The sequence below is a fragment of the Luteimonas sp. KH_071 genome (genome assembly GCF_057838005.1).
The window spans coordinates 3,017,735-3,040,919 of sequence record NZ_CM174458.1 but is presented as its reverse complement, the minus strand read 5'-3'; the positions used below and the strand labels follow the sequence as shown (position 1 = coordinate 3,040,919).

General features: G+C 68.0%; 11 protein-coding genes and 1 pseudogene. 8 read left to right on the top strand and 4 right to left on the bottom strand.

What is annotated here, in order from left to right:
- Window positions 1-116: 116 nt before the first annotated feature.
- From AC3IRM_RS13960 to AC3IRM_RS13950, 3 genes are all read right to left on the bottom strand, one after another.
- Window positions 117-2,936, bottom strand: coding sequence for a valine--tRNA ligase (locus AC3IRM_RS13960; RefSeq protein ID WP_489203679.1), 2,820 nt, complete (start codon window positions 2,934-2,936; stop codon window positions 117-119).
- A gap of 112 nt (window positions 2,937-3,048) precedes the next feature.
- The gene (locus AC3IRM_RS13955) at window positions 3,049-3,474 is read right to left on the bottom strand and encodes a DNA polymerase III subunit chi (RefSeq protein WP_489203677.1); all 426 of its coding nucleotides are present in this window, start codon (window positions 3,472-3,474) and stop codon (window positions 3,049-3,051) included.
- A 67-nt stretch (window positions 3,475-3,541) separates the two neighbouring features.
- Window positions 3,542-5,026: a leucyl aminopeptidase gene (locus tag AC3IRM_RS13950; RefSeq protein ID WP_489203676.1), complete on the bottom strand. Its 1,485-nt coding sequence runs from the start codon at window positions 5,024-5,026 to the stop codon at window positions 3,542-3,544.
- Window positions 5,027-5,160: 134 nt separating this feature from the next.
- Here AC3IRM_RS13950 and lptF point away from each other — a divergent pair, with 134 nt between their 5' ends.
- From lptF to AC3IRM_RS13935, 3 genes are all read left to right on the top strand, one after another.
- Window positions 5,161-6,246 (top strand): LPS export ABC transporter permease LptF, encoded by a 1,086-nt coding sequence (lptF, locus tag AC3IRM_RS13945; RefSeq protein WP_489203674.1) that lies wholly within the window; start codon window positions 5,161-5,163, stop codon window positions 6,244-6,246.
- Entirely contained in the window at window positions 6,189-7,352 is a 1,164-nt protein-coding gene (gene lptG, locus AC3IRM_RS13940) for an LPS export ABC transporter permease LptG (protein ID WP_489205931.1), read from the top strand. Before lptF ends, lptG begins: the two co-directional genes overlap by 58 nt.
- A gap of 218 nt (window positions 7,353-7,570) precedes the next feature.
- Entirely contained in the window at window positions 7,571-7,939 is a 369-nt protein-coding gene (locus AC3IRM_RS13935; protein WP_489203673.1) for a hypothetical protein, read from the top strand.
- 12 nt (window positions 7,940-7,951) lie between these two features.
- On the opposite strand, the gene AC3IRM_RS13930 is transcribed toward AC3IRM_RS13935, so the two are convergent.
- Window positions 7,952-8,440: an RDD family protein gene (locus AC3IRM_RS13930; RefSeq protein ID WP_489203672.1), complete on the bottom strand. Its 489-nt coding sequence runs from the start codon at window positions 8,438-8,440 to the stop codon at window positions 7,952-7,954.
- A 43-nt stretch (window positions 8,441-8,483) separates the two neighbouring features.
- On the opposite strand from AC3IRM_RS13930, the gene xerD reads away from it, so the two are divergent.
- From xerD to AC3IRM_RS13905, 5 genes and pseudogenes are all read left to right on the top strand, one after another.
- Window positions 8,484-9,470, top strand: coding sequence for a site-specific tyrosine recombinase XerD (xerD, locus tag AC3IRM_RS13925; protein WP_489203671.1), 987 nt, complete (start codon window positions 8,484-8,486; stop codon window positions 9,468-9,470).
- Window positions 9,471-10,440: 970 nt separating this feature from the next.
- On the top strand, window positions 10,441-11,256 hold the full coding sequence (locus tag AC3IRM_RS13920) for a DsbC family protein (protein WP_489203670.1): 816 nt from the start codon (window positions 10,441-10,443) through the stop codon (window positions 11,254-11,256).
- An 89-nt stretch (window positions 11,257-11,345) separates the two neighbouring features.
- Entirely contained in the window at window positions 11,346-15,248 is a 3,903-nt protein-coding gene (gene purL / locus AC3IRM_RS13915) for a phosphoribosylformylglycinamidine synthase (protein ID WP_489203669.1), read from the top strand.
- A 408-nt stretch (window positions 15,249-15,656) separates the two neighbouring features.
- Window positions 15,657-15,740: pseudogene (locus AC3IRM_RS13910) on the top strand (ESPR-type extended signal peptide-containing protein); the annotation flags it as partial.
- 42 nt (window positions 15,741-15,782) lie between these two features.
- Window positions 15,783-23,180: a beta strand repeat-containing protein gene (locus AC3IRM_RS13905; protein WP_489205930.1), complete on the top strand. Its 7,398-nt coding sequence runs from the start codon at window positions 15,783-15,785 to the stop codon at window positions 23,178-23,180.
- Window positions 23,181-23,185 lie beyond the last annotated feature (5 nt).

Below are 23,185 nucleotides of genomic sequence, written 5' to 3'. Positions count from 1 at the left end.
ACAAGGCCTGTAGCAGCCCCCCTCGCGCGCGACAGGGCGTTCATGGGAACCGCCATATCGCGCGCAAGCGCGCTCCCACAATGGATCAAGTCGCCGGTGTCGACCGGCGCCTTGCCTCAGAGCCGCGCGCGCTGCGCGGCGAGGGCGTCGTGCTGCGCGGTCCAGTCGACGAGGCGCTGACGTTCCTGATCGACGACGGCCGCCGGCACCTTGTCGCTGAACTTCGCGATCTTGGCGGTGCTCTTGTCCTTCTCCGACAGCACGCGGGCGATCTCCTTGTCCAGGCGCGCGCGCTCGGCGTCCAGATCGACCAGACCTTCGAGCGGCACGAACAGCTTCACGTCACCGACCAGACCGGTCGCGGCCGGCGGCGGGTCGCCGTCGACAGCGTCGATGCGATCGAGCCGGTTGAGGAACTTCAGCTGCGAATCGAAACGCTGCAGACGCGCTCGCGAGGCCTCGCTGCCGGCCTGCACCAGCAGCGGCACCTGCTTGCCCGGCGACACGCCCAGTTCGCTGCGCACGCGGCGCAACGCGGTGACCATCTGTTTCAGCCATTCGACGTCGGTGGTGGCCTGCGCGCAGCGTGCGATCAGATCGCCGTCGGGCGCCGGGTAGGGACGCAGCGAAATCGTCGCGGCCGTGATGCCGACGCGCGGTGCGACCTGGCGCCACAGCTCTTCGGTGACGAACGGAATCAGCGGATGCAGCAGGCGCAGCAGCGATTCGAGCACGTGCAGCAGCGTGTGGCGGGTGCTGTTCGCGGCCGCGGCATCGTCTCCCAGCAGCGCCGGCTTGGCGAGTTCGACGAACCAGTCGCAGAAATCGTTCCAGGCGAATTCGTACAGCGTCTGCGCGAGCAGGTCGAAGCGGTAGCTGGTGAAGTGCGCGCGTGCCTCGTCGGCGGTCGTCGCCAGACGCGCGAGGATCCACTTCTCCGCATCCGTCGTCGGCTCGGGCGCGCCGGCGGCGGTGAAGCCTTCGGTGTTCATCAGCACGAAGCGCGTCGCGTTCCACAGCTTGTTGCAGAAATTCTTGTAGCCCTCGGCGCGGCCGAGATCGAACTTGATGTCGCGGCCCGGGCCGGCCAAGGCGGCCATCGTGAAGCGCAACGGGTCGGCGCCGTGGGCGATGATGCCGTCCGGAAATTCCTTGCGCGTCGCCTTCTCGATCTTCGGCGCGTCCTTGGGCTTCATCAGCCCGGTGGTGCGCTTGGCGACGAGGTCTTCGATGCTGATGCCGTCGATGATGTCGAGCGGATCGAGCACGTTGCCCTTCGACTTCGACATCTTCTGGCCGTCGCGGTCGCGCACAAGGCCCGTAATGTAGACGTCGCGGAACGGCACCTGGCCGGTCAGGTGATCGGTCAGCATGATCATCCGGGCGACCCAGAAGAAGATGATGTCGAAGCCGGTGACCAGAACGCTCGACGGCACGAAGTGTGCGAAGCCGCGCTCGGCCATCGCCGCCTCGTCCGGCCATCCCATCGTGTTGATCGGCCACAGGCCCGACGAGAACCAGGTCTCGAGCACGTCGGTGTCCTGGGTCAGCACGACATCGGCGCCGAGCCCGTTACGCGCGCGCGCTTCGGCCTCGTCGCGGCCGACGTAGGGCTTGCCGTCGGCGTCGTACCACGCCGGAATGCGGTGGCCCCACCACAGCTGGCGGCTGATGCACCAGTCCTGGATGTTCTCCATCCAGTGGCGATAGGTGCTGGTCCAGTTCGGCGGCACGAACTTCACTTCGCCGCTCTCGACGAGATCCATGCCGCGCTTGGCAAAGCCTTCCATCGCGACGAACCACTGGTCGGTCAGGTACGGCTCGATGACCTGGCCTGTACGGTCGCCGCGCGGGACCTGCAGCTTGTGCAGCTTCGTTTCGACGAGGAAACCGCCGGCTTCGAGCTCGGCGAGCACAGCCTTGCGTGCATCGAACCGGTCGAGGCCGCGGTACTGCTCGGGCGCGTTCTCGTTGACCGCGGCGTCCGGGGTGAACAGGTTGATCATCGGCAGGCCATGACGCTGGCCGACCTGGTAATCGTTGAAGTCGTGCGCAGGCGTGACCTTGACCACGCCGGTGCCGAACGCGCGGTCGACATAGCCGTCGCTGATGATCGGAATCGTGCGACCGGTCAGCGGCAGCACGACCGATTGGCCGATCAAATGCGCGTAACGAGCGTCATCGGGATGCACCATCGCCGCGGTGTCGCCGAGCATGGTTTCCGGGCGCGTGGTCGCGACGACCAGATAGTCGCGCGTCTCGCGCAGGGTCTCGTTACCGTCGGCGTCGACTTCGACGTGTTCGTAACTGGCGCCATCGGCCAGCGGATAGCGGATCGACCACAGCGAACCGTCTTCTTCCTCGCTGACGACTTCCAGATCGGAGATCGCGGTCTTGAGCACCGGATCCCAGTTGACCAGGCGCTGGCCGCGATAGATCAGGCCTTCCTCGTGCAGACGCACGAAGGCTTCAACGACCGCCTGCGAGGGCAGCGGATCCATCGTGAACGTCTTGCGCGACCAGTCTCCCGACGCACCGAGGCGGCGCATCTGGCGCTCGATCGTGTCGCCGGACTGGCACTTCCATTCCCACACCTTCTCGATGAAGCCATCACGGCCGAGCGAGTCGCGGGTCTCGCCCTTGCCTTCGAGCGCGAGGTTGCGCGAAACGACCATTTCCGTCGCGATGCCGGCATGGTCGGTGCCCATCTGCCACAGCGTGCGATGCCCCAGCATGCGGTGGTAGCGGATCAGCGCGTCCTGCAGCGTGTGCTGGAAGGCGTGGCCCATGTGCAGCGTGCCGGTGACGTTCGGCGGCGGCAGCAGGATCGTATAGGCTGGGCCATCGCCCTGCGGCTGGAAGACGCCGGTCTTCTCCCATTCCGCGTACAGGCGGGCTTCGAAGGTACCGGGGTCGTAGCTTTGGGCGAGGGACATGGAGGGGCCGTGATTGGTGATTCGTAATTCGTAATTGGAAAAGCGGAGCGGCATCAAGCGATCGGCCAGTGCTCTTTCGAATCACCAATCACCCATCACCCGTTACCGCTTCTCACATATCGTGCTTGGCGAGATCGAGGCCGGCGGCCTTGTACTGCTTCCAGCGCTCGCGCAGCGGTTCGCGGGCCGAGTCGTCGGCCGGCACCACTTCGAGCACGCGCTCGAAACCGGCCGGCGCCACCGCGTCGCGCAGGTTGATGACCAGCGCGCGCATCGGCGCGTCGACGTCTGGCGTGGCGATGAGGACCGGCGTTTCGTCGTCCTCCTCGTCCATGCCGGCGATCTGGTGCGGGATGTAGGCGTCCTCGCCCATGTCCCACAGCATGTCGTCGAGCGCTTCGGCCTGTTCGGCGTCGCGGGCGAGGATCAGCGTCCACAGTTCGGCCGCATAGGATTTGCGGACGAGTTCGCACACCAGGCGCAGCGGTTCCTCGCGGAAGCGCGGCTTGGCGATCAGATAGAAGTCGGCGCGGGCCATGGCAGTGGCGGTCGGGCCGGAACCGGGAACGCGGCGCGATGCCGCATCCCCGCTGGGCCCGGACCGGTCAGGCGACCTGGTCCATGAGCCACTGGCTCAGCAGGCCGACCGGGCGGCCGGTGGCGTAGGCCATCTTTCCGCTGCCGCTGGCACTGCCGGCGATGTCGAGATGCGCCCAGCGCTGACCTTCGGTGAAGCGCGACAGGAAGCAGCCCGCGGTGATCGCGCCGCCCCAGCGGCCGCCGATGTTGTAGACGTCGGCGAAGTTGGAATCGAGCATCGACTGGTATTCGTCCCACAGCGGCAGGCGCCAGGCGCGGTCGAACACATGCTCACCGGCGGCCAGCAGTTCGGCGGCCAGATCGTCGTGCTTGCTCATCAGGCCGGTGGCCTGGGTGCCGAGCGCGACCATGCAGGCGCCGGTCAGGGTCGCGACGTCGACCAGTGCGGCCGGCTCGAACCGCTCGGCGTAGGTCAGCGCGTCGCACAGGATCAGGCGGCCTTCGGCGTCGGTGTTGCCGACTTCGATGGTCTTGCCCGACATGCTGGTGATGACGTCCGACGGGCGATACGCGTCGCCGTCGATGCCGTTCTCCACCGCCGGCACGATCACGTGCAGGTTGATCGGCAGGTCGAGGCCGACCGCGGACACGAACGTGCCCATGACCGTCGCCGCGCCGCACATGTCGAACTTCATTTCCTCGATGCCGCCCTGCGTCTTGAGGTTGACGCCGCCGGTATCGAAGGTGATGCCCTTGCCGACCAGCACGAAGGGCTTGGCGTCGCCGCCGTTGTTCCAGCTCAGCACGACCAGACGCGGACGGTTGGCCGAGCCGCGCGCCACGGCGAGCAGCGAGCCCATGCCCAGCGCTTCCATCTGCGCGTCTTCGAGCACTTCGCACGAGGCCTTGTCGAAGCGCGAGGCGAAGGTCATCGCCTGCTCGCCGAGATAGGCCGGGTTGCAGATATTGGGCGGCAGGTTGCCGAGTTCGCGGGCGAACTTGACGCCGGCGGCGATCGCCTGGCCCTGGGCGACTGCGTCGGCGTCGGCGTCGTCGCCGACGATCGAGATCGCGGTCAGCGTATCGGGCTCGCGCTTCTTGTTCTTGGCGCCCAGCGTGGCCACATAGCGATACGCGGCGTGGTCGGCGGCGACCACGGCCTGGCGGATCTTCCACGCGGTGTCGCGTCCGGCGACGTCGAGATCGGCCAATGCGATCGCGGCGCTGGTGCTGTTGCCGTCGCGCAATGCGCGTACGGCATCGGCGACCGCCTTGAGGTACTGCGGCACGCCGAATTTGGCGCGTTCGCCCAGGCCGATCGCCAGCACGCGCGGTGCGGTGACGCCCGGCAGATCGTGCAGCAGGCTGGTGCGGCCGGCCTTGCCGGACAGGTCGCCGCGTGCGGCAAGGGTGGACAGACGGCCGCCGCTGGCGGTGTCGATCGCGGCGGCGGCGCCGGCCAGCGGGCCGTCTGCGAAGATGCCCACGACGAGGCAATCGCTCGACAGAGCGGCGGGAGACGCTTGGTTCAGGGTGAATTCGAGGGTCATCAACCAGATTCCATGGGGTGATCGGTACACTTCACGGTCCAGCGCGCGGCGCCTGGTCAGGCTTGCCGCTGCAGAAGCGCCGTGGTGGCGCGGCTGGACGAACCCCCAAGTCTAAAGCAAAGCCCCCACACACGATGTCGAAGCTCGACCGATACCTGTCCCGCGAGTTGGCCCAGTCCACGTTCGCCGCCCTCGTGGTGCTGCTGATCGTGAGCCTGGGCGGCGTGTTCGCGGACGTGCTGAGCGACATCGCCCGCGGCCGTGTGCCGGCCAAACTGATGCTGGCCCAGCTGGGCCTGTCGGTCATCGCCTATATGCCGCTGATCCTGCCACTGGGCCTGATGCTCGGCCTGATGCTGGGCTTCGGCCGGCTCTACCGCGATTCTGAAATGCCGGTGCTGACCTCGGTCGGCGTGGGACCGCGGCGCATGCTGCGTCCGCTGGCGGTGGTGGTGGTGCCGATGCTGCTGGTGATCGGCGCCTGCTCGCTGTGGCTGGGCCCCTGGGCGCGCGACTACTCGCAGCAGATGATCGAGGCCGGCCAGCGCAGTCTGCTGGTGTCGGGCCTGGAGGCCGGGCGATTCGTCGAGTTTCCGGGCGGTAGCGGCGTGGTCTACGTCAACGCCATGTCCGACGACGGCAGCAAGCTCGGTCGCGTGTTCGTCTACCGGCAGGACGAGGGCCGCATGGACGTCACCACCTCGCTGACCGGCGCGCTGAGCATCGACGGCACCGAGCGCTTCCTGCGTCTGGATGAAGGATTCCGTGTCGAAGGCCCGCTCGATGCTGGCCTCGACTACCGCCTGATGCGCTACGCCAGCAACGAGCTGCGCCTGCCGGCGGTCGAATCCCGGGCCGACGGCGACGATCCCGAACTGCAGCCGACGTACTCCCTGTTCGGGGATGCCCGTCCCGAGGCACACGCCGAACTGCATTACCGCCTCGCACCGGTGTTGCTGACGCTGGCATTCGCGCTGCTGGCGGTGCCGCTGGCGCGCAGCCCCCCGCGGCAGGCGCGTTACGGCCGGATGATGATGGGCTTCCTCGCCTATGTGATGGGCATGAACCTGATGATGCTCGGCAAGGACTGGGTGGCCGAAGGGCGCATTCCGGTGCTGCTGGGCCTGTGGTGGCTGGTGCTGCCGCTGCTCGGCTTCGCCGTCTGGATGTATTTCGCCGATGGCCGGGTGACCGCGCCCAAATGGAGGCGCGCGAAATGAAGCCCTTGCTGCGCATCCATGATCTGTATGTTGCCAAGGTCGTCACCGTGATGGTGCTGGCGACCTGGATGGTCCTGGTCGGTCTCGACGCGGTGATGGCGGGCGTCAGCGAGATCGGCGCTGTCGGCCAGGGCGATTACACCTATTTCAGTGCGGTGACCTACATCCTGCAGACGCTGCCGCGCCGCGCGTATGTGATGTTCCCGACGGCGGCGGTCATCGGCTCGCTGATGGGCCTGGGCCAGCTGGCGGCGACCTCGGAGCTCATCGCCATGCGCGCTGTAGGCCTGTCGCGCACGCGCTTGAGCATCTCGGTCGCGCTGCCGTTGTTGCTGATGACCGCGGTGATGGTGATCAACGGCGAGACGCTCGGTCCGATGGCCCAGCGCAGCGCGGACAGCATGAAGTCGGCCGCACGTTCGAGCGACATGATCGTCGGCCGCTATTCGGGCCTGTGGGCGCGCGAGGGCGACACCTTCCTCAACGCGCAGAACGGCACCGAGATCAGTGACGGCGCTGGCGCCCGCATCCAGCTGCAGGACGTGCGCCTGTTCGAATTCGCCAGCGATGGACGTCTGGAATCCGTGGCCCACGCCAAGACGGCGGAACACGGCGCCGACGGCTGGCTCCTGCGCAACGTCCAGAGAACCTGGTTCGAACCGCGCGCGGTGACGCGTACCGAAGCGCTGGAAGAACAGTGGGATTCGCAGCTCGACGCGACGACCCTGGCGGCGAGCGCCAGCAACATCTGGCGCCCGCGCTACATGCCCGCCAGCGAGCTGCGGGCCGGCATCGAATACCGGCATCGCAACGAGCTCGACGCGAGCGAGTTCGAGGAGCACTACTGGGGGCGCTGGTTCTATCCGGTCAACGTGCTGGCGCTGTGTCTGGCGGCGATTCCGTTCGCGTTCGGCTCCCTGCGCAGCGGCAACGCGGGCAAACGGCTCTTCATCGGCGTCGTCTTCGCACTGGGTTTCTGGCTGGGCCAGATGCAGATCGTCAAGCTCGCGGCCGTGTACCGCATCGATTACCGCCTGGCCTATCTCATCCCCCCGGTGGTCATGCTGATCATTTCCTGGACCCTCTTCCGCCGCCGGAGTGGGTGAGCGCCCGTCGCTCACGCGGCACTGCCGCGTGACGGGCGCGAACGCCTCGCGTGCTTCGCGAGGCCGGGCGCGCGATGCAACGCACAGCCGATAACGCGTCGATCGAAGCCGCGTGACGGCAGCGAACGCCTCGCGTGCTTCGCGAGGCCGGGCGCGCGATGCAACGCATAGCCGATAACGCGTCGATCGAGGCCGCGTGACGGGCGCGAACGCCTCGCGTGCTTCGCGAGTCCGGGCGCGCGATGCAACGCACAGCCGATGACGCGTCGATCGAAGCCGCGCGCGGCAGCGAACGCCTCGCGTGCTTCGCGAGTCCGGGCGCGCGATGCAACGCACAGCCGATAGCGCGTCGATCGAAGCCGCGTGAAGGGCGCGAACGCCTCGCGTGCGCCGCGTGCTTCGCGAGGCTGGAGCAGATGTCTCAAGCAGCGTGTGCGCTGCAGTCTCAGGGGCGCGGCAGCAGGAAGCTCGAGCCGTCGCCCCAGCGAACGCTGAAGACCATTCTGATCGTCGAATTCGGCTCCAAAGTCAGAACGGCTGATGCGCTTTCGGCTGTTGAAAAGCGCTTCCAGCCTTCGCCCGAATGACTGCATTGGGAATCAGCCGGTTGTCGCCCCCCGTTTCGCCTCCCGCAGCACCCGCGTTCCGCTCGCACGGTCGTGCCAGGTCAGCCGCTCGCGATCGACCCATGCCCACCAGAACCCGAGGCCGCCGGCCAGCAGCGACAGCGTCGCCACTCCGAACCGCACCCACAACGCGCGCGTCGACGCCCGCCCGCCATCGGACGCACGCACGCGCAGTCGCCAAGGCCGCATGCCCAGCGTCTGCCCGCCTGTGCGCCAGCTGATGACGGCATACAGCCCGGTCACCAGCCAGCACGCCGCCCACAACGAGAGCTGCAGCCCGCTCAGCGGTGCGATGTTCTCGTGCGCATCGTGGTGGCCGAGGAAGGTGAAGGCAGCAGTGAATGCCGCCGACAGCAGCAACCACAACGCGAGCACCGGCCACAGGTCGTACACCATCGCCAGCAGGCGCCAGCCGATCCAGGGGCGCGGCGGAACAGTTGGCGGAATCAGGGCGTCGGACATCGACAAAGCATAGCCGCAGCGTCGACCGTCTAAGCTGGTGCCGATGTCCAGCCGCAGTACCACGACCACGCCTGCCGACCGCCGCGCCCTCGCGGTCGCATTGCCGCCGTTGCGCGAGGCGGACCGCCGCGACATCGAAGGGTTCCTCGATGCGTTCTGGGCCGAGCACGGCATCGCCAGGCAGACCGCGGCGGCGTACCGGCGCGATCTCGAAGGCCTCGCCCGCTGGCGGGACGGTCGCGACGGCGGAATTGCGGACGCGGACCGCGTCGCATTGTTCGAGCATCTCGCCTGGCGCACCCGCCACGGCTGGTCGCCGCGCAGCAACGCGCGCCTGCTGTCTGCACTGCGCGCGTTCTTCGCGCATCGCCAGCGTCGGCACGGACGCGCCGACGACCCCACTGCCTTGCTGGATCCGCCGAAGCTGCCGCGCTCGCTGCCCAAGGCGCTGGGCGAGTCGGAAATCGACGCGCTGCTGGGCGCACCCGACACCGCCAGCGTCGATGGCCTGCGCGACCGCACGATGCTGGAACTGATGTACGCCTGCGGCCTGCGCGTCAGCGAACTGGTCGACCTGCCGGCCAACGGCGTCAATCTGCGCCAGGGCGCCTTGCGCGTGACCGGCAAGGGCGAGCGCACGCGGCTGGTGCCGCTGGGCGAGGAGGCCCAGCACTGGTTGCAGCGGTATCTGGACGAGGCCCGGCCGACGCTCGCCGGCGGCAAAGGCGCGGCCCGCGATGGCAGTGGCGACACGCCGTTGTTCCTGACCGCGCGTCGTACGGCGATGAGCCGGCAACGGTTCTGGGTCCTGGTGAAACGTCACGCTGCCGCGGCCGGGATCGATCCTGCACGCATCAGTCCGCACGGCCTGCGCCACAGTTTCGCCACCCATCTGCTCAACCACGGCGCCGACCTGCGCGCGCTGCAGATGCTGCTCGGCCACAGTTCGTTGTCGACGACGCAGATCTACACGCTGGTGGCGCGCGAACAGCTCAAGCGGCTGCACGCCACGCATCACCCGAGGGGGTGAGGCGCACCCGCTTGCGCGGCACTGCCGCGCGGGTGCGCCGAACGCCCGGCGTGCTTCGCCGGGCCGGACGTGCGATGCAATGAAAAGCCGATGGCGATTCGATCCGAACCGCGCGGGTACGCCGAACGCCGGCGTGCTTCGCCGGGCCGGACGTGCGATGCAACGAAAAGCCGATGGCGATTCGATCCGAACCGCGCGGGTGCGCCGAACGCCCGGCGTGCTTCGCCGGGCCGGACGTGCGGTGCAACGAAAAGCCGATGGCGATTCGATCCGAACCGCGCGGGTGCGCCGAACGCCCGGCGTGCTTCGCCGGGCGGGAGGCGCGATGAAGCGAATGGCTTGCAGCAGTTCGATCAAGGCCGTGCATGTAAGTCAGGCATCCCGCGTGAATCGCCCGGGCTGTCCATCGGCGGCTACAACGCGCTTCGCCAGCGCGGGCCCTCACCCGACGCGCTTTGCGCGTCGACCTCTCCCGGAGGGAGAAGTGCGGATTCAATGTGCGCTGGCGCGACGCTGGTTCGTTCGCCTCGATCACTGCGCTGTTGCGCGCCACATGTTGACCGCGCTCCGTCGGGCGGCGGCCCGCACATAGGCCGAATGCATCGATCCAGCCTGGCGTCGACTGATTGGAGACATACCCCCGTCGAAACGCCGGAATTCAAGCCCCTCTCCCTCTGGGAGAGGGGTTGGGGTGAGGGTAGAAGGTCGCAGCGATCCCGATGCCACGCCCACGTAATCGATGGGTTTCGCTGCGCTCTACCCATCCTACGAAGCGTAATCCTTCGCCACGGCTGCCCATGCCGATCAAGCGAAGTTGAGACTTCCCCAGCAAGCAGAGCCCGCCAAGCCACCACCCGAGCCCCACCATGAACGCCCCGAGCCCCGCTCCAAGCCGCCCGGAGCCCATCCCATCCCTTCATGCCAGAATGGCCGCCCCCGGGATCGCCCCCGCTCTTGGTCGTCAGATTCGATGAAGCACTACGTGTTCGCGCTGCTTGGCGCCTTCAGCCTGTCCGCCTGTGCCCAGAATCCGGGTGAGTCCGACACCACCGCAGCGTCCACGTCCGCCACGCCGGCGGCGGCACCTGTCGCGGTCGACGCGCCGGCAGGCTCGCCTGCCGCCGAGGCGCGCGACGCGATCCTGTCGATCAATCCGCGCGTGTCGATCGAAAGCGTCTCCGATGCGCCGCTGCCGGGTTTCCAGGAAGTCGTGGTCGCCGGCCAGGTGCTCTACGTCAGCAACGACGGCCGCTATGTGCTGCAGGGCAGCCTGTTCGACGCGCGCGAGAAGCGTGACCTGAGCCAGGCGGGCCTGTCGAAGCTGCGTCAGCGCCTGCTGTCCGAGGTGCCAGAAGACCAGCGCATCATCTTCGCGCCGGCCAATCCGAAGTACACGGTGTCGGTCTTCACCGATGTGGAGTGCGGCTACTGCCGTCGCCTGCACGAAGAGATCGCCGAGTACAACAAGCGCGGTATCGCGATCGAATACCTCGCGTACCCGCGCATGGGGCCGGGCAGCGACGATTTCCGCCTGATGGAATCGGTCTGGTGTGCCAGCGACCGCAAGCAGGCGCTGACCGATGCCAAGGCCGGCCGCCGTGTCGACACGAAGGCCTGCGAGAATCCTGTCGCGGCGCATTACGCGCTGGGCCAGCGCGTGGGACTGACCGGCACGCCGATGATCATCGCGGCTGATGGGACCCAGATGCCCGGATACATGCCGCCGGACCAGTTGCTCGAAGCGCTGCAGCGCATCGATGGCGCGGCCTCCGGCGGCAGCCGCTGAGCCGACACGACCCGGGCATAGGCGCGGTTGGGGCGGCGGGCGCGGCCATTGGCTACAATGGCCGGCCCTGAAATACGGTTTCCCCGGACATGATCGTCCTCGAGGGCCAACAGGCCCTGTCGCCGTTCCGCCGCGAACGGCTTGAAGCACGTCTGCAGTCGGTGTCGCCCGCGCTTTCCGTCGCCGGTGCCTGGCATGTCTACTTCGTCGAAGCCGAGCCCGGGCAGTCGCCCGACGACGCGACGCTGCGACGCATCCTCGAGGTGGAGGCCGGCCCCGCACCGGCGCGCGCCGACGGCGCGGTCTCGCGCGTCGTCTCGCCGCGGCTGGGCACGATCTCGCCGTGGGCCAGCAAGTCGACCGAACTGCTGCGCGGCGCCGGCCTGCCGGTGCACCGCGTCGAACGTGGCCTGCGCCTGGATCTGACCGGCTGGCCGGACGATGCAGCCACGCAGGCCGCGGTCTCGAAGCTGCTGCACGACCCGATGACGCAGTCGCTGCTCGACGACGTGGACGCCGCCGACGCGCTGTTCGCGGCGCCGGCGCGCGGCGCGCTCGAGCGCATCGCACTCGACGATCTCGACGCCGCCAACCGCCGCCTCGGCCTGGCACTGGCCGACGACGAGATCGCCTACCTGCGCGAGCGCTTCGGCGCACTCGGCCGCGATCCGGCCGATGTCGAGCTGATGATGTTCGCGCAGGCGAACTCCGAGCACTGCCGGCACAAGATCTTCAATGCGTCGTGGACCATCGACGGCGAGGACATGCAGCGCAACGGTCGCGCGCAATCGCTGTTCGGCATGATCCGCCACACGCACGCGACCACGCCCGAGCACACGCTGTCGGCCTACAGCGACAACGCCGCGGTCGTCGAGGGGTATCCCTCGCAGCGGTTCCGCCCCGATCCGGTGTCGTTCGAATACCGCAGCGAACCGCTGATCGACAGCGCGTTCTGCATCAAGGTCGAGACCCACAACCATCCGACCGCGATTTCGCCGTTCGCGGGCGCGGCCACCGGTGCCGGTGGCGAAATCCGCGACGAAGGCGCGACCGGCCGCGGCGGCAAGCCCAAGGCCGGCCTGACCGGTTTCTCGGTCTCGCATCTGCGCATTCCGACGCTGCCCCAGCCGTGGGAAACATCGCGCGCGCTGAATCCGCGCATGGCGCCGGCGCTCGAAATCATGCTCGACGGCCCGCTCGGCGGCGCCGCGTTCAACAACGAGTTCGGCCGTCCGAACCTGCTGGGATATTTCCGCAGTTTCGAACTGCCCGAAGGCGACGACGGCCTGGTCCGCGGCTACGACAAGCCGATCATGCTGGCCGGCGGCCTCGGCGCGATCGACCGCGCGATGGTCGAGAAGAAAACGCTGTCGCCCGGCGATGCGGTGGTGGTGCTCGGCGGTCCGGCGATGCTGATCGGCCTGGGCGGCGGCGCGGCGAGTTCGGTGGCCTCGGGCGAAAGCGCCGAGGATCTCGACTTCGCCTCGGTGCAGCGCGACAACCCGGAGATGGAGCGTCGCGTGCAGGAGGTCATCGACCGCTGCGTGGCACTCGGTGATCAGAATCCGATCCTGTGGTTCCACGACGTCGGCGCGGGCGGCCTGTCGAACGCGATTCCCGAGTTGCTGCATGACTCGAACGTCGGCGGCGTCATCGATCTCGACCGCGTGCCCAGCGACGATCCGTCGCTGTCGCCGATGCAGCTGTGGTGCAACGAGTCGCAGGAGCGCTATGTTCTCGGCATTCCGCAGGACCGTGTCCAGGAATTCGAAGCGATCTGCGCGCGCGAGCGCTGCCCGGTCGCGATCGTCGGTGTGGCGACGGCAGAAGAACATCTGACCGTGGGCTACGGTGCAACACCTGAAGCGGTCGCCGCAGGCGGCGACTGGGCAATCGATCTGCCGATGGACGTACTGTTCGGCAAGCCGCCGAAGATGCACCGCGACACCGCGCGCACCACGCCGCATCGCTGGCCGGCACTCAACAGCCGCGCCATCGATCTGCACGAAGCCGGCCTGCGCGTGCTCGCGCATCCGACCGTCGCGTCGAAGTCGTTCCTGATCACGATCGGCGACCGTAGCGTCGGCGGCCTGACCGCGCGCGACCAGATGGTCGGCCCGTGGCAGCTGCCGGTCGCCGATTGTGCGATCACGCTGTCGGGTTTCGAAGGCTTCACCGGCGAGGCGATGGCGATCGGAGAGCGCAGCCCGCTGGCGCTGATCGATTCCGCCGCTGCTGCGCGCATGGCCGTGGGCGAGGCGATCACCAACCTGTGCGCCGCCCCGGTCGAGACCCTGCACCGGGTCAAGCTGTCGGCGAACTGGATGGCCGCGGCCGGCCACGCCGGCGAGGATGCGCGCCTGTTCGACGCGGTGCACGCCGTCGCGATGGAGCTGTGTCCCGAGATCGATCTGTCGATTCCGGTCGGCAAGGATTCGCTGTCGATGCAGGCGCAGTGGCAGGCCGATGGCGCCGCGCACAAGGTGGTCTCGCCGGTCTCGCTGGTGGTCACTGCGTTCGCGCCGGTGCCCGACGTGCGCACGCAGCTGACGCCCCTTCTCAGCCGCGAAGCCGATACCGAGCTGTGGCTGATCGGCCTGGGCGCCGGCAAGCAGCGCCTCGGTGGTTCGGTGCTGTCGCAGTGTTTCGAGGGCTTCGGCGGCGCGGTGCCGGATGTCGACGAACCCGAACGCCTGAAAGCGTTTTTCGAGCTGATCTGCGAAGCACGTGAAGCTGGTCTGCTGCTGGCGTATCACGACCGCTCCGATGGCGGCGCGTTCACTTCGCTGTGTGAGATGGCGTTCACCGCGCATGTCGGCCTCGACATCGATCTCGAAGGCTGGGGCGACGATCGCAACAGCGACGCACTGCGCACGCTGTTCTCCGAAGAGCTGGGCGCGGTGGTGCAGATCGCCGCTGAAGACCGCGCGGAGTTCGCCGATCTCGTTGCGCGCCATGGCCTGATCGAATGCGCGCAGCGCATCGCACGCCCGACGACGGCGAATGCGGTCCGCGTGCTCGACGGTGAGGATGTGCTTGCCGAGTGGAAGTGGGAGGCGCTGTTCGACGCCTGGTGGTCGGTGACGCATGCCATGCAGGCATTGCGCGACAACCCGGAATGCGCTGAAGAAGAGCGCGCCTCTGCCCGCCGCTTCGACACGCCCGCGATGCGCCCGGTGCTGACGTTCGATCCTGCCGAGGACATCGCCGCGCCGTACATCTCGACCGGCGCACGCCCCAGGGTCGCCGTGCTGCGCGAGCAGGGCGTCAACGGCCAGATCGAGATGGCGTCCGCCTTCGACCGTGCGGGCTTCACCGCCGTCGACGTGCACATGAGCGATCTGATCGCCGGACGCGTCGACCTGGCGACGATGCAGGGCCTCGTGGCCTGCGGTGGTTTCAGCTACGGCGACGTGCTCGGTGCGGGTCGCGGTTGGGCGACCTCGATCCTCGAGACCGTCGAGCTGCGGTCCGCGTTCGAACGCTTCTTCGCCCGCGGCGACACGTTCTCGCTGGGCGTCTGCAACGGCTGCCAGATGCTGTCGCAGCTCAAGCCGATCATCCCCGGCGCGCAGCACTGGCCACGCCTGCTGCGCAACCGCAGCGAGCAGTTCGAGGCGCGCTTCGGGCTGCTCGAAGTCGAGGCGTCACCGTCGCTGTTCTTCACCGGAATGGCCGGTTCGCGGATTCCGGTGGCGATCGCCCACGGCGAAGGTCGCGTGCAGTTCGACGACGATGCCGACCGGATTGCCGCGACGGTGGCCCTGCGTTACGTGGACGTTGACGGCCCTGCCACCTGTTACCCGGCCAATCCGAACGGGTCCCAGGATGCGATCGCTGGACTTGCCTCGACCGATGGCCGGGCAACGATCCTGATGCCGCACCCGGAGCGCACGCCACGCACCGTCAACCTCAGCTGGGCACCGGCCGACTGGCCCGAAGACAGCCCGTGGCTACGGATGTTCCGGAACGCGAGGCGACAGCTCGGCTGACAGCCGGTCAAAGGTCACCTGATCGCGCATTCCAGTAAGAATTCGCGCGTCATGATTCTGAACACGCCTGACCTTTCGAGGTCGGGCGTTTTCGTATGCGCGTCAAAATTTTGACGCACGTCACACTTATGACATGAAGCGTCATTAATTTCGGGTTTAAGTAATTGATTGTCCGGAATTGTCATGTTCTGCCCTTGACGGGCAGTTTTTGAGGCGCAAGTATCGACCAAGAGCTGGCGTTGGGGGACCGTTCAACTTGTATGCAATCACGACATCGACCGGGCTGAGGCTGCGCGACACCACGCGCCTCGCACTGCGCCTGCACTAGACACCGAACCCACGGTCGCTCACGGCCGTGGGTTTTTGTTTGCCAAAAATCTTTCAAATCAACGACTTGCAGAGGACCAGATGAACCGAATCTATCGAAAGGTGTGGAGCCGCGCGCTCAAGCAACTCGTGGTGGCTTCCGAACTCGCCTCGGGAGATTCGGCCGGAGGCGCCGGTCACCGCGTCACTGGGGCAGGTGGCCGCGCCGTGCTGTCTGCTGCAGTCCTGGTTGCGCTTTCGGGCATCGCACTCCCTCTTTCGGCGCAATCTGTGGGGACGGGCGGCTCTGGAAGCTGCGCTGTGGTCGCCGGCGGACGTCTGGTCGTGACGCAGTGCGCGATTATCGGAAGTGCAAACGCATCGGGCACGAACGCCACAGCGTTCGGCGCTTCGTCGGTGGCCAGTGGTCCGCAGTCGACTGCGCTGGGCTATTCCGCGCAGGCGACCGGTCCGAACTCGACCGCACAGGGCGCGAATGCCCGCGCAACGGCGAACAGCGCAACGGCGAATGGCGCCAATGCCCGCGCGAGCGCAGCGAATGCCTCGGCGATGGGGGCAGGCGCCAATGCCGCCGCAACCGGTGCGACGGCATTGGGCTCGAACGCGCAGGCCTCCCGCGCGCAGTCCACTGCGGTCGGCTTCACCGCGCAGGCGCTCGCCGACGGCGGCACTGCGGTCGGCAGGACTGCCACCGTTCGCGCAGGCGCGACCGATGCGGTCGCCATCGGCCACGGCTCGGTCGCCACGGAAGCCGACACGGTTTCGTTCGGTGACGGCATCGGCACCGGCGCCGCCGGCGCGCCGGCGACGCGGCGCCTGGTCAATGTGGCGGACGGCGTCGCAGACAGCGACGCGGCCACCGTTGGCCAGGTCGATGACGCAGTGGCCGAGTCCACGCGCCACTTCCAGGCAACCGGCGAAGACGACGCGCTGGTCGAGGGCGAAGCCTCAGTCGCCGCAGGCGCGGGCGCCGCGACGGGCGGTGATTTCACGACTGCGGTCGGCTCCACGAGCAGCGCGTACGGCACCGGGGCGTCTGCAGTCGGCAGCGGTGCCTATGCGGGCGCGGACCAGTCCACGGCCCTGGGCTTCAATGCAAGCGCAATCCAGGAGAACGCGACGGCGGTCGGCGCAGGCGCCGATGCCGGCGGGATCGCCAGCACTGCGGTCGGCGGACAGGGCGAGGCGCTCGACGAATTCGGCTGGCCGATCGAAGACGAGGACGGCAATCCCGTGCGGGTCGGTGCCACGGCTGCGGATTACTCGACCGCCGTTGGCGCAGGCGCGCAGGCGACCGGCGTGCGGTCGGCGGCGCTCGGTTATGGCGCGCGTGCCGAGGGCGAATCCTCGCTCGCCGCCGGCAACAAGGCCCACGCACAGGCGGATTACGCGGTGGCGCTGGGCGACAACAGCCGTGCGAATGGTGAACAGAGCACCGCGACCGGCACGTACGCGTGGGCGACGGCCGACGGCGCCACCGCCTACGGCAGCTTCGCCTGGGCAACCGGCGTGGAATCCACCGCGCTGGGTCTGGATGCATATGCATCGGGGCGTCGATCGGTCTCGATCGGCTACGGCAGCTGGTCGCCGGGTGAGAGTGCGGTCGCCATCGGCAAGGGCGCGTTCGCCTACGACGACTACGCCGTGGCCGTTGGCCACCAGGCATTCGCCGACGATATCCATGCCATCGCAATGGGCACCAATTCCTACGTCGATGCCGAAAGCGGCATCGCGATCGGTGCTGGCGCATCGGTCGAAACCGGCGCCACCAATTCGGTCGCGCTCGGTTCGGGCAGCACTGCCGATCGCGCGGACACGGTATCGGTCGGTGCTGAAGGCAACGAGCGCCAGATCACCAACGTGGCGGCAGGGACCGAAGAGACCGACGCGGTGAATCTCGGTCAGCTGGATGAGGCCACCGCGCGCTTCACGGCGACGGGCGACGGCGAGGCCTACGCGGATGGTGTGGACGGCACCGCGGCAGGCGCCAACGCCACGGCAGGTGCCGACTATGCGACCGCAATCGGGTCCGGCACGAACGCGACCGGTGTCGGTGCGTCCGCATTCGGTAGCGGCAGCAGCGCATGGGGCCAGTACGCGACAGCGTCAGGTTTCAACGCGGTGGCGGAAGGCGATTCGAGCACGGCCGTGGGCGGCTGGCTGTACTACGAGGATCCCGACACCGGTGAGGTGCTGCTCGACCAGACCACGACAGCGGTCGGCGACGGCGCATCGGCACTCGGTGCAGGCGCGCAGGCGACGGCGGCGTTCAGCACGGCGACCGGTGCAGCCGCGACTGCTCAGGGTGCGCAATCGACGGCGCTTGGCTACAGCAGCACCGCGGCGAGCGATGGTTCCAGCGCACTCGGCGCGTTCTCCGAAGCAACGGGCGGTTTCGCGACCGCAGTGGGCTACGGCAGCGTAGCGAGCGGCGACTATGGCCTTGCGGTTGGCGGCATTGCGGATTACGGCGATCTGCTGATCGGCTTCCCGGGCCTCATCCTGCAGACCACCGAAGCCAGTGGCGTCGCGTCCACTGCGCTCGGTAACGGCGCCCTGGCGACGGATATCGGTGCAACCGCGGTGGGCACGCTGGCAGAAGCGACCGGCATCCAGACAACATCGGTCGGCACGCTCGCATATGCCACCGCGGACGGGGCCAGTGCGATCGGCAGCGGCAGCGCCGCATCTGCTGAAGACTCGACGGCGATTGGTTTCCTTGCCGGCGCTTCGGCAACGAACAGCGTGGCCCTGGGTGCGAATTCGGAAGCAGACCGCGCGGACACCGTCTCAGTCGGCGCGGCAGGCGCGGAGCGGCAGATCACCAACGTCGCGGCTGGCACCGAAGGCACTGACGCGGTGAACGTCGATCAACTCGATGACGCCACGCAGTACAACAGGTATTTCGCGGCTTCCGGCGGCGAGGACGACGATCAGGGCGCCGTGGTCGACGGTGAATATGCCACCGCGGCCGGCTCTGCCGCGACCGCGCTCGGAGACGGTGCATCGGCGTTCGGCAGTGGTGCATTTGCACTCGCCGACAACGCGACCGCGGTCGGTTTCAACGCCACGGCAAGCGGCCAGAACAGCGCGGCATTCGGCGCAGGTGCGCAGGCTGAAGGCGCGGCGAGTGTCGCGGTCGGCGGGACGGCAATCGACGAGAACGGGGATGCACTTCTGGTCGGTGCGGATGGCGCGCCGATCGAAACGGCGGCCACCAGCGCCGGCGTTGCTGGCACGGCAGTCGGCGCGAGTGCCAACGCATCCGGGTTTGCGAGCTCGGCGTACGGTGTGGGCGCCACGGCAGCCGGAGAAGTTTCCGCGGCGTTCGGTGCGGTCGCGACCGCAGCCGGTGATGCATCCACAGCGATGGGGTATGCCGCAGCGGCCACCACGGCCGATTCGACGGCGATCGGCTCGTACTCGGTCGCCAGCGGTATCAACAGCGTCGCGGTCGGTGGTGGCGCCGGGCTGTTCAATCTCTTCCCGACCGAGGCGTCGGGCGACTACTCGACCGCAGTGGGTGGTGCCGCCTGGGCCAGCGGATTCAACAGCACGGCAGTGGGCAACTTCTCCACGGCTGCGGGTGATGATTCCCTCGCGCTCGGCTCCGATTCCACTGCGATCGGCGCAGGCAGCGTGGCACTTGGCCAGGGTTCGGAAGCGGACCGTGACAACACGGTATCCGTCGGATCGGAAGGCAGTGAACGCCAGATCACCAATGTCGCCGCCGGCACCGAAGCGACGGATGCGGTGAACCTGGCGCAGCTGGACGAAGCCACGCAGAACACCAAGTATTTCGTCGCGACCGGCGCGGAAGGCGTGGACGGTGTTGCGGCTTACGTGGAAGGCGAGTACGCCACGGCAGCCGGTGAGGCAGCCACCGCATACGGCACCGGTGCATCGGTGTTCGGCTCCAGCGCTTCGGCGGTGGGTGACTACGCGTCCGCATCCGGCTATGGCGCATCGGCGAACGGAACGTCAGCGACGGCCGTGGGCGGCTTGCTCTCCTACACCGATCCCGACACGGGCGAAGTGCTGCTCGAGCAACTGACCACCGCCGACGGTGACGGCGCGACCGCGCTCGGCGCCGGTGCGCAGGCCACGGAATCGTTCGCGACCGCGACCGGCGCCGCTGCGTCCGCGTCCGGGCTGCAATCCACGGCGACCGGTTACAGCAGTGATGCGTCGGGTCTCGCCTCCACCGCCAACGGTGGTTTCAGCGAAGCGACCGGCGAATTCTCGACCGCGTTAGGCTATGGCGCCGCGGCGAGCAACACGCGCACGACGGCGGTCGGCATCAGCGCAACAGCGAGCGGCACGAACGCCACCGCGCTGGGCAACACGGCCGATGCCAGCGGCAACACAAGCCTCGCTGCCGGCAGCACATCGCGTGCCACCGGCCTCAACAGCACTGCACTTGGCGGCTCGGCTTGGGCGACTGCGGACAACGCGACGTCGGTGGGCCAGTTCGCGTGGGCGACCGCGGTCGGTACGACGGCAGTGGGCCGTGATTCCTATGCCTACGCGCAGAACGCGACCGCGCTCGGCCTCAGTGCCTGGGCCAATGGTGTCAACAGTGTGGCGATCGGCGCCGGTTCGCGGGCGACGGAAGCGGATGTCGTTTCCATCGGCAACGGCACAGGCGCAGGTGGCTACCCGGCCACGCGCCGGATCACCAATCTCGCGGCGGGCATCAACGACACCGACGCGGTGAACATGGCGCAGCTCAACGCGATCGGCGATGTCGCCGAAGAAACCGGCCGCTATTTCAAGGCGACGGGCGAAGGCGAAGCCGCGGTCACTGGTGAGGAATCTGTCGCGGCGGGCTCCGACGCATCCGCGGATGGCGACTACAGCACGGCCGTGGGTTCGGCCGCGCTGGCACTGGACGACGGAGCTTCGGCCTTCGGCAGCGGCGCATTCGCACTGGCCACCAACGCGACCGCGATCGGCTTCAATGCCGCGGCGACGGGCGAGAACGCATTGGCTGCCGGTGCAGCGGCGACGGCGGGCGGCGAATACGCCGTCGCAGTGGGCGCGGAGAGCGCTGCAGATGGTCTGTACGCAACGGCGACCGGCGCGGCATCGATCGCCAGCGGCGATGGCAGCGTGGCTACTGGTGCGCTGGCGGGCGCGTCGGGTACCGAAGCAACGGCAGTCGGTTTCTTCGCCGATGCCTCGGGCGAAGGTGCGACGGCGGTGGGCGCAGAGAGCGTTGCCACAGGCGAAGAGGCCGCGGCCTTCGGATTCGGTGCGGTTGCCAACAACGACTACGCCACCGCGATTGGTGGCTCGTCGATGGCGAGCGGCTTCAACAGCACGGCGATGGGCAATGTCGCCGTGGCGAGTGGTGATGACAGCCTGGCCCTTGGGTCCGATTCCGAAGCGACAGCGGCAGGCAGTGTCGCTCTGGGTCAGGGCTCGGTCGCTGACCGCGACAACACCGTATCCGTCGGCGCCGTCGACAGCGAACGTCAGATCACCAACGTCGCTGCCGGTACCGAAGACACCGATGCAGTCAATGTCGGGCAGCTCGCGGAGGCCACTGCGGGCACCAGGTATTTCCGCGCGACCGGCGAAAGCGAGGCGTTCGTCAACGGCGAAGATGCGACGGCCTCGGGCTCGGACGCCTATGCCGACGGTGACTACGCCACTGCGCTGGGCGCCTCGAGCGATGCTTACGGCACCGGCGCGACAGCGGTGGGCAGCGGCGCGGCAGCGCAAGCCGACCTTTCGACCGCGGTGGGCTACAACGCGACCGCGTTCGGCCAGAACAGTGTCGCCCTGGGTGCACTCGCGCAGGCCGATGGCGCGGGCAGCATCGCGATCGGCGGCAATGCCGTGGACGAAAACGGTGATCCGCTGCTGACGTTGGGCGGCGTGCCGGTCGAGACCGCGGCCACCAGCGCAGGTGTGGCCGGCACGGCCGTCGGCGCGAGCGCGGACGCGTCCGGCTTCGCGGGCTCGGCATTCGGTGTCGGCGCCACGGCGTCGGGCGAGGTGTCTTCGGCGTTCGGTGCGGTGTCCACCGCAGCTGGCGATGCATCGACCGCAATGGGTTATGCATCGGCGGCGAGTGGCGTCGACTCCACCGCAATCGGTTCCTACTCGGTCGCCTCGGGGATCAACAGCGTTTCGGTTGGTGGTGGCGCCGGACTCTTCAGCCTGTTCCCGACGGAGGCATCGGGCGATTACTCGACGGCAGTCGGCGGCGCGGCATGGGCCAGCGGATTCAACAGCACCGCGGTCGGTAACTTCTCGACCGCTTCCGGCGAGAACTCACTGGCCCTTGGCTCCGATTCGACCGCGTCGGCTGATGGCAGTGTGGCGCTCGGCCAGGGATCGGAAGCGGATCGTGAGAATTCGGTGTCGGTGGGCAGTGTCGGCGGCGAACGTCAGATCACCAATGTCGCGGCAGGTGAACTGGCGGAGAGCAGCACCGATGCGGTCAATGGTGGTCAGCTCTTCGACACGAACGTGCGCGTGGACGGCGTCGAAGATCGGCTGGGCGATGTCGAAGACATTGCCGCTACCGCGATCACATACGACGATGAAACGCGCTCGACGCTGACCTTCGAAGGTGACGACGGCACGCGCCTGACCAACCTCGCCAGTGGTTCGATCAGTGCAGGCAGCAGCGATGCGGTGACTGGCGGTCAGGTCTTCGGCGGGTTGCAGTCGACTGCCGATGCGTTGGGTGGCGGTGCGGCAGTCACCGCGTTTGGCACCATCTCTGCGCCGACGTTTGCCATCCAAGGCGGCAACTATTATTCCGTCGGCGATGCGTTCGGCGCACTGGACGCAGAGATCAGCGGGCTGAAGCAGCAGGTGGGCGATCTGGACTCGGCAGTGAATTCGGCGAGTGCCAGCAAGTCGCAGGCAAGAGTAGCTACCGCTGCCACGACTGCCACAACTGCCACAACCGACGACACGGCGGCCACGGGCGAGCAACGTGCGACCGCAACAGCGGCGGGCTCCGAGATCGCCGCCGTCCAAGCAGTGGATGACGAGGCCCGCACGCAGGCGACTGTGCGGGCAAACGCGCAGGCGGCCGCGCCTGAAGACGCCGAGACCAGCGGCGTGCAGGGCACACCGACGGCAATGAGTGCCGGTCGTGAACGTGTCGCGGACGCGACAACCAGTGCGACCGCATCGACCACCGCGATGCCGACTGACGCACCGGTGGCCGGCGGCGCGACGATGGCGCAGGTGGAAGCTGCATCGGCTGATGCACGCGCCTATGCCGATACCACTGCGACCCAGGCTGTCAGTAGTGCGAACTCGTACACGGATCAGCGCTTCGCGGCGTTCGACGACACGTTCGAACAGTTCAAGGGCGATGTCGATCGCCGCTTTTACGACACGGATCGCCGTATCGATCGTCAGGGTGCGATGGGCGCGGCCATGCTCAACATGGCCACCAGCGCGGCGGGCATCCGCACCGAGAACCGCGTCGGCGTCGGTATCGGCTTCCAGGGCGGCGAGAGCGCGTTGTCGGTGGGTTATCAGCGCGCGATCAGTGAACGCGCGACGGTGACGGTCGGCGGCGCGTTCAGCGGTGACGAGAAGTCCGTGGGTGTGGGTGCCGGTTTCGGCTGGTAAGGGCA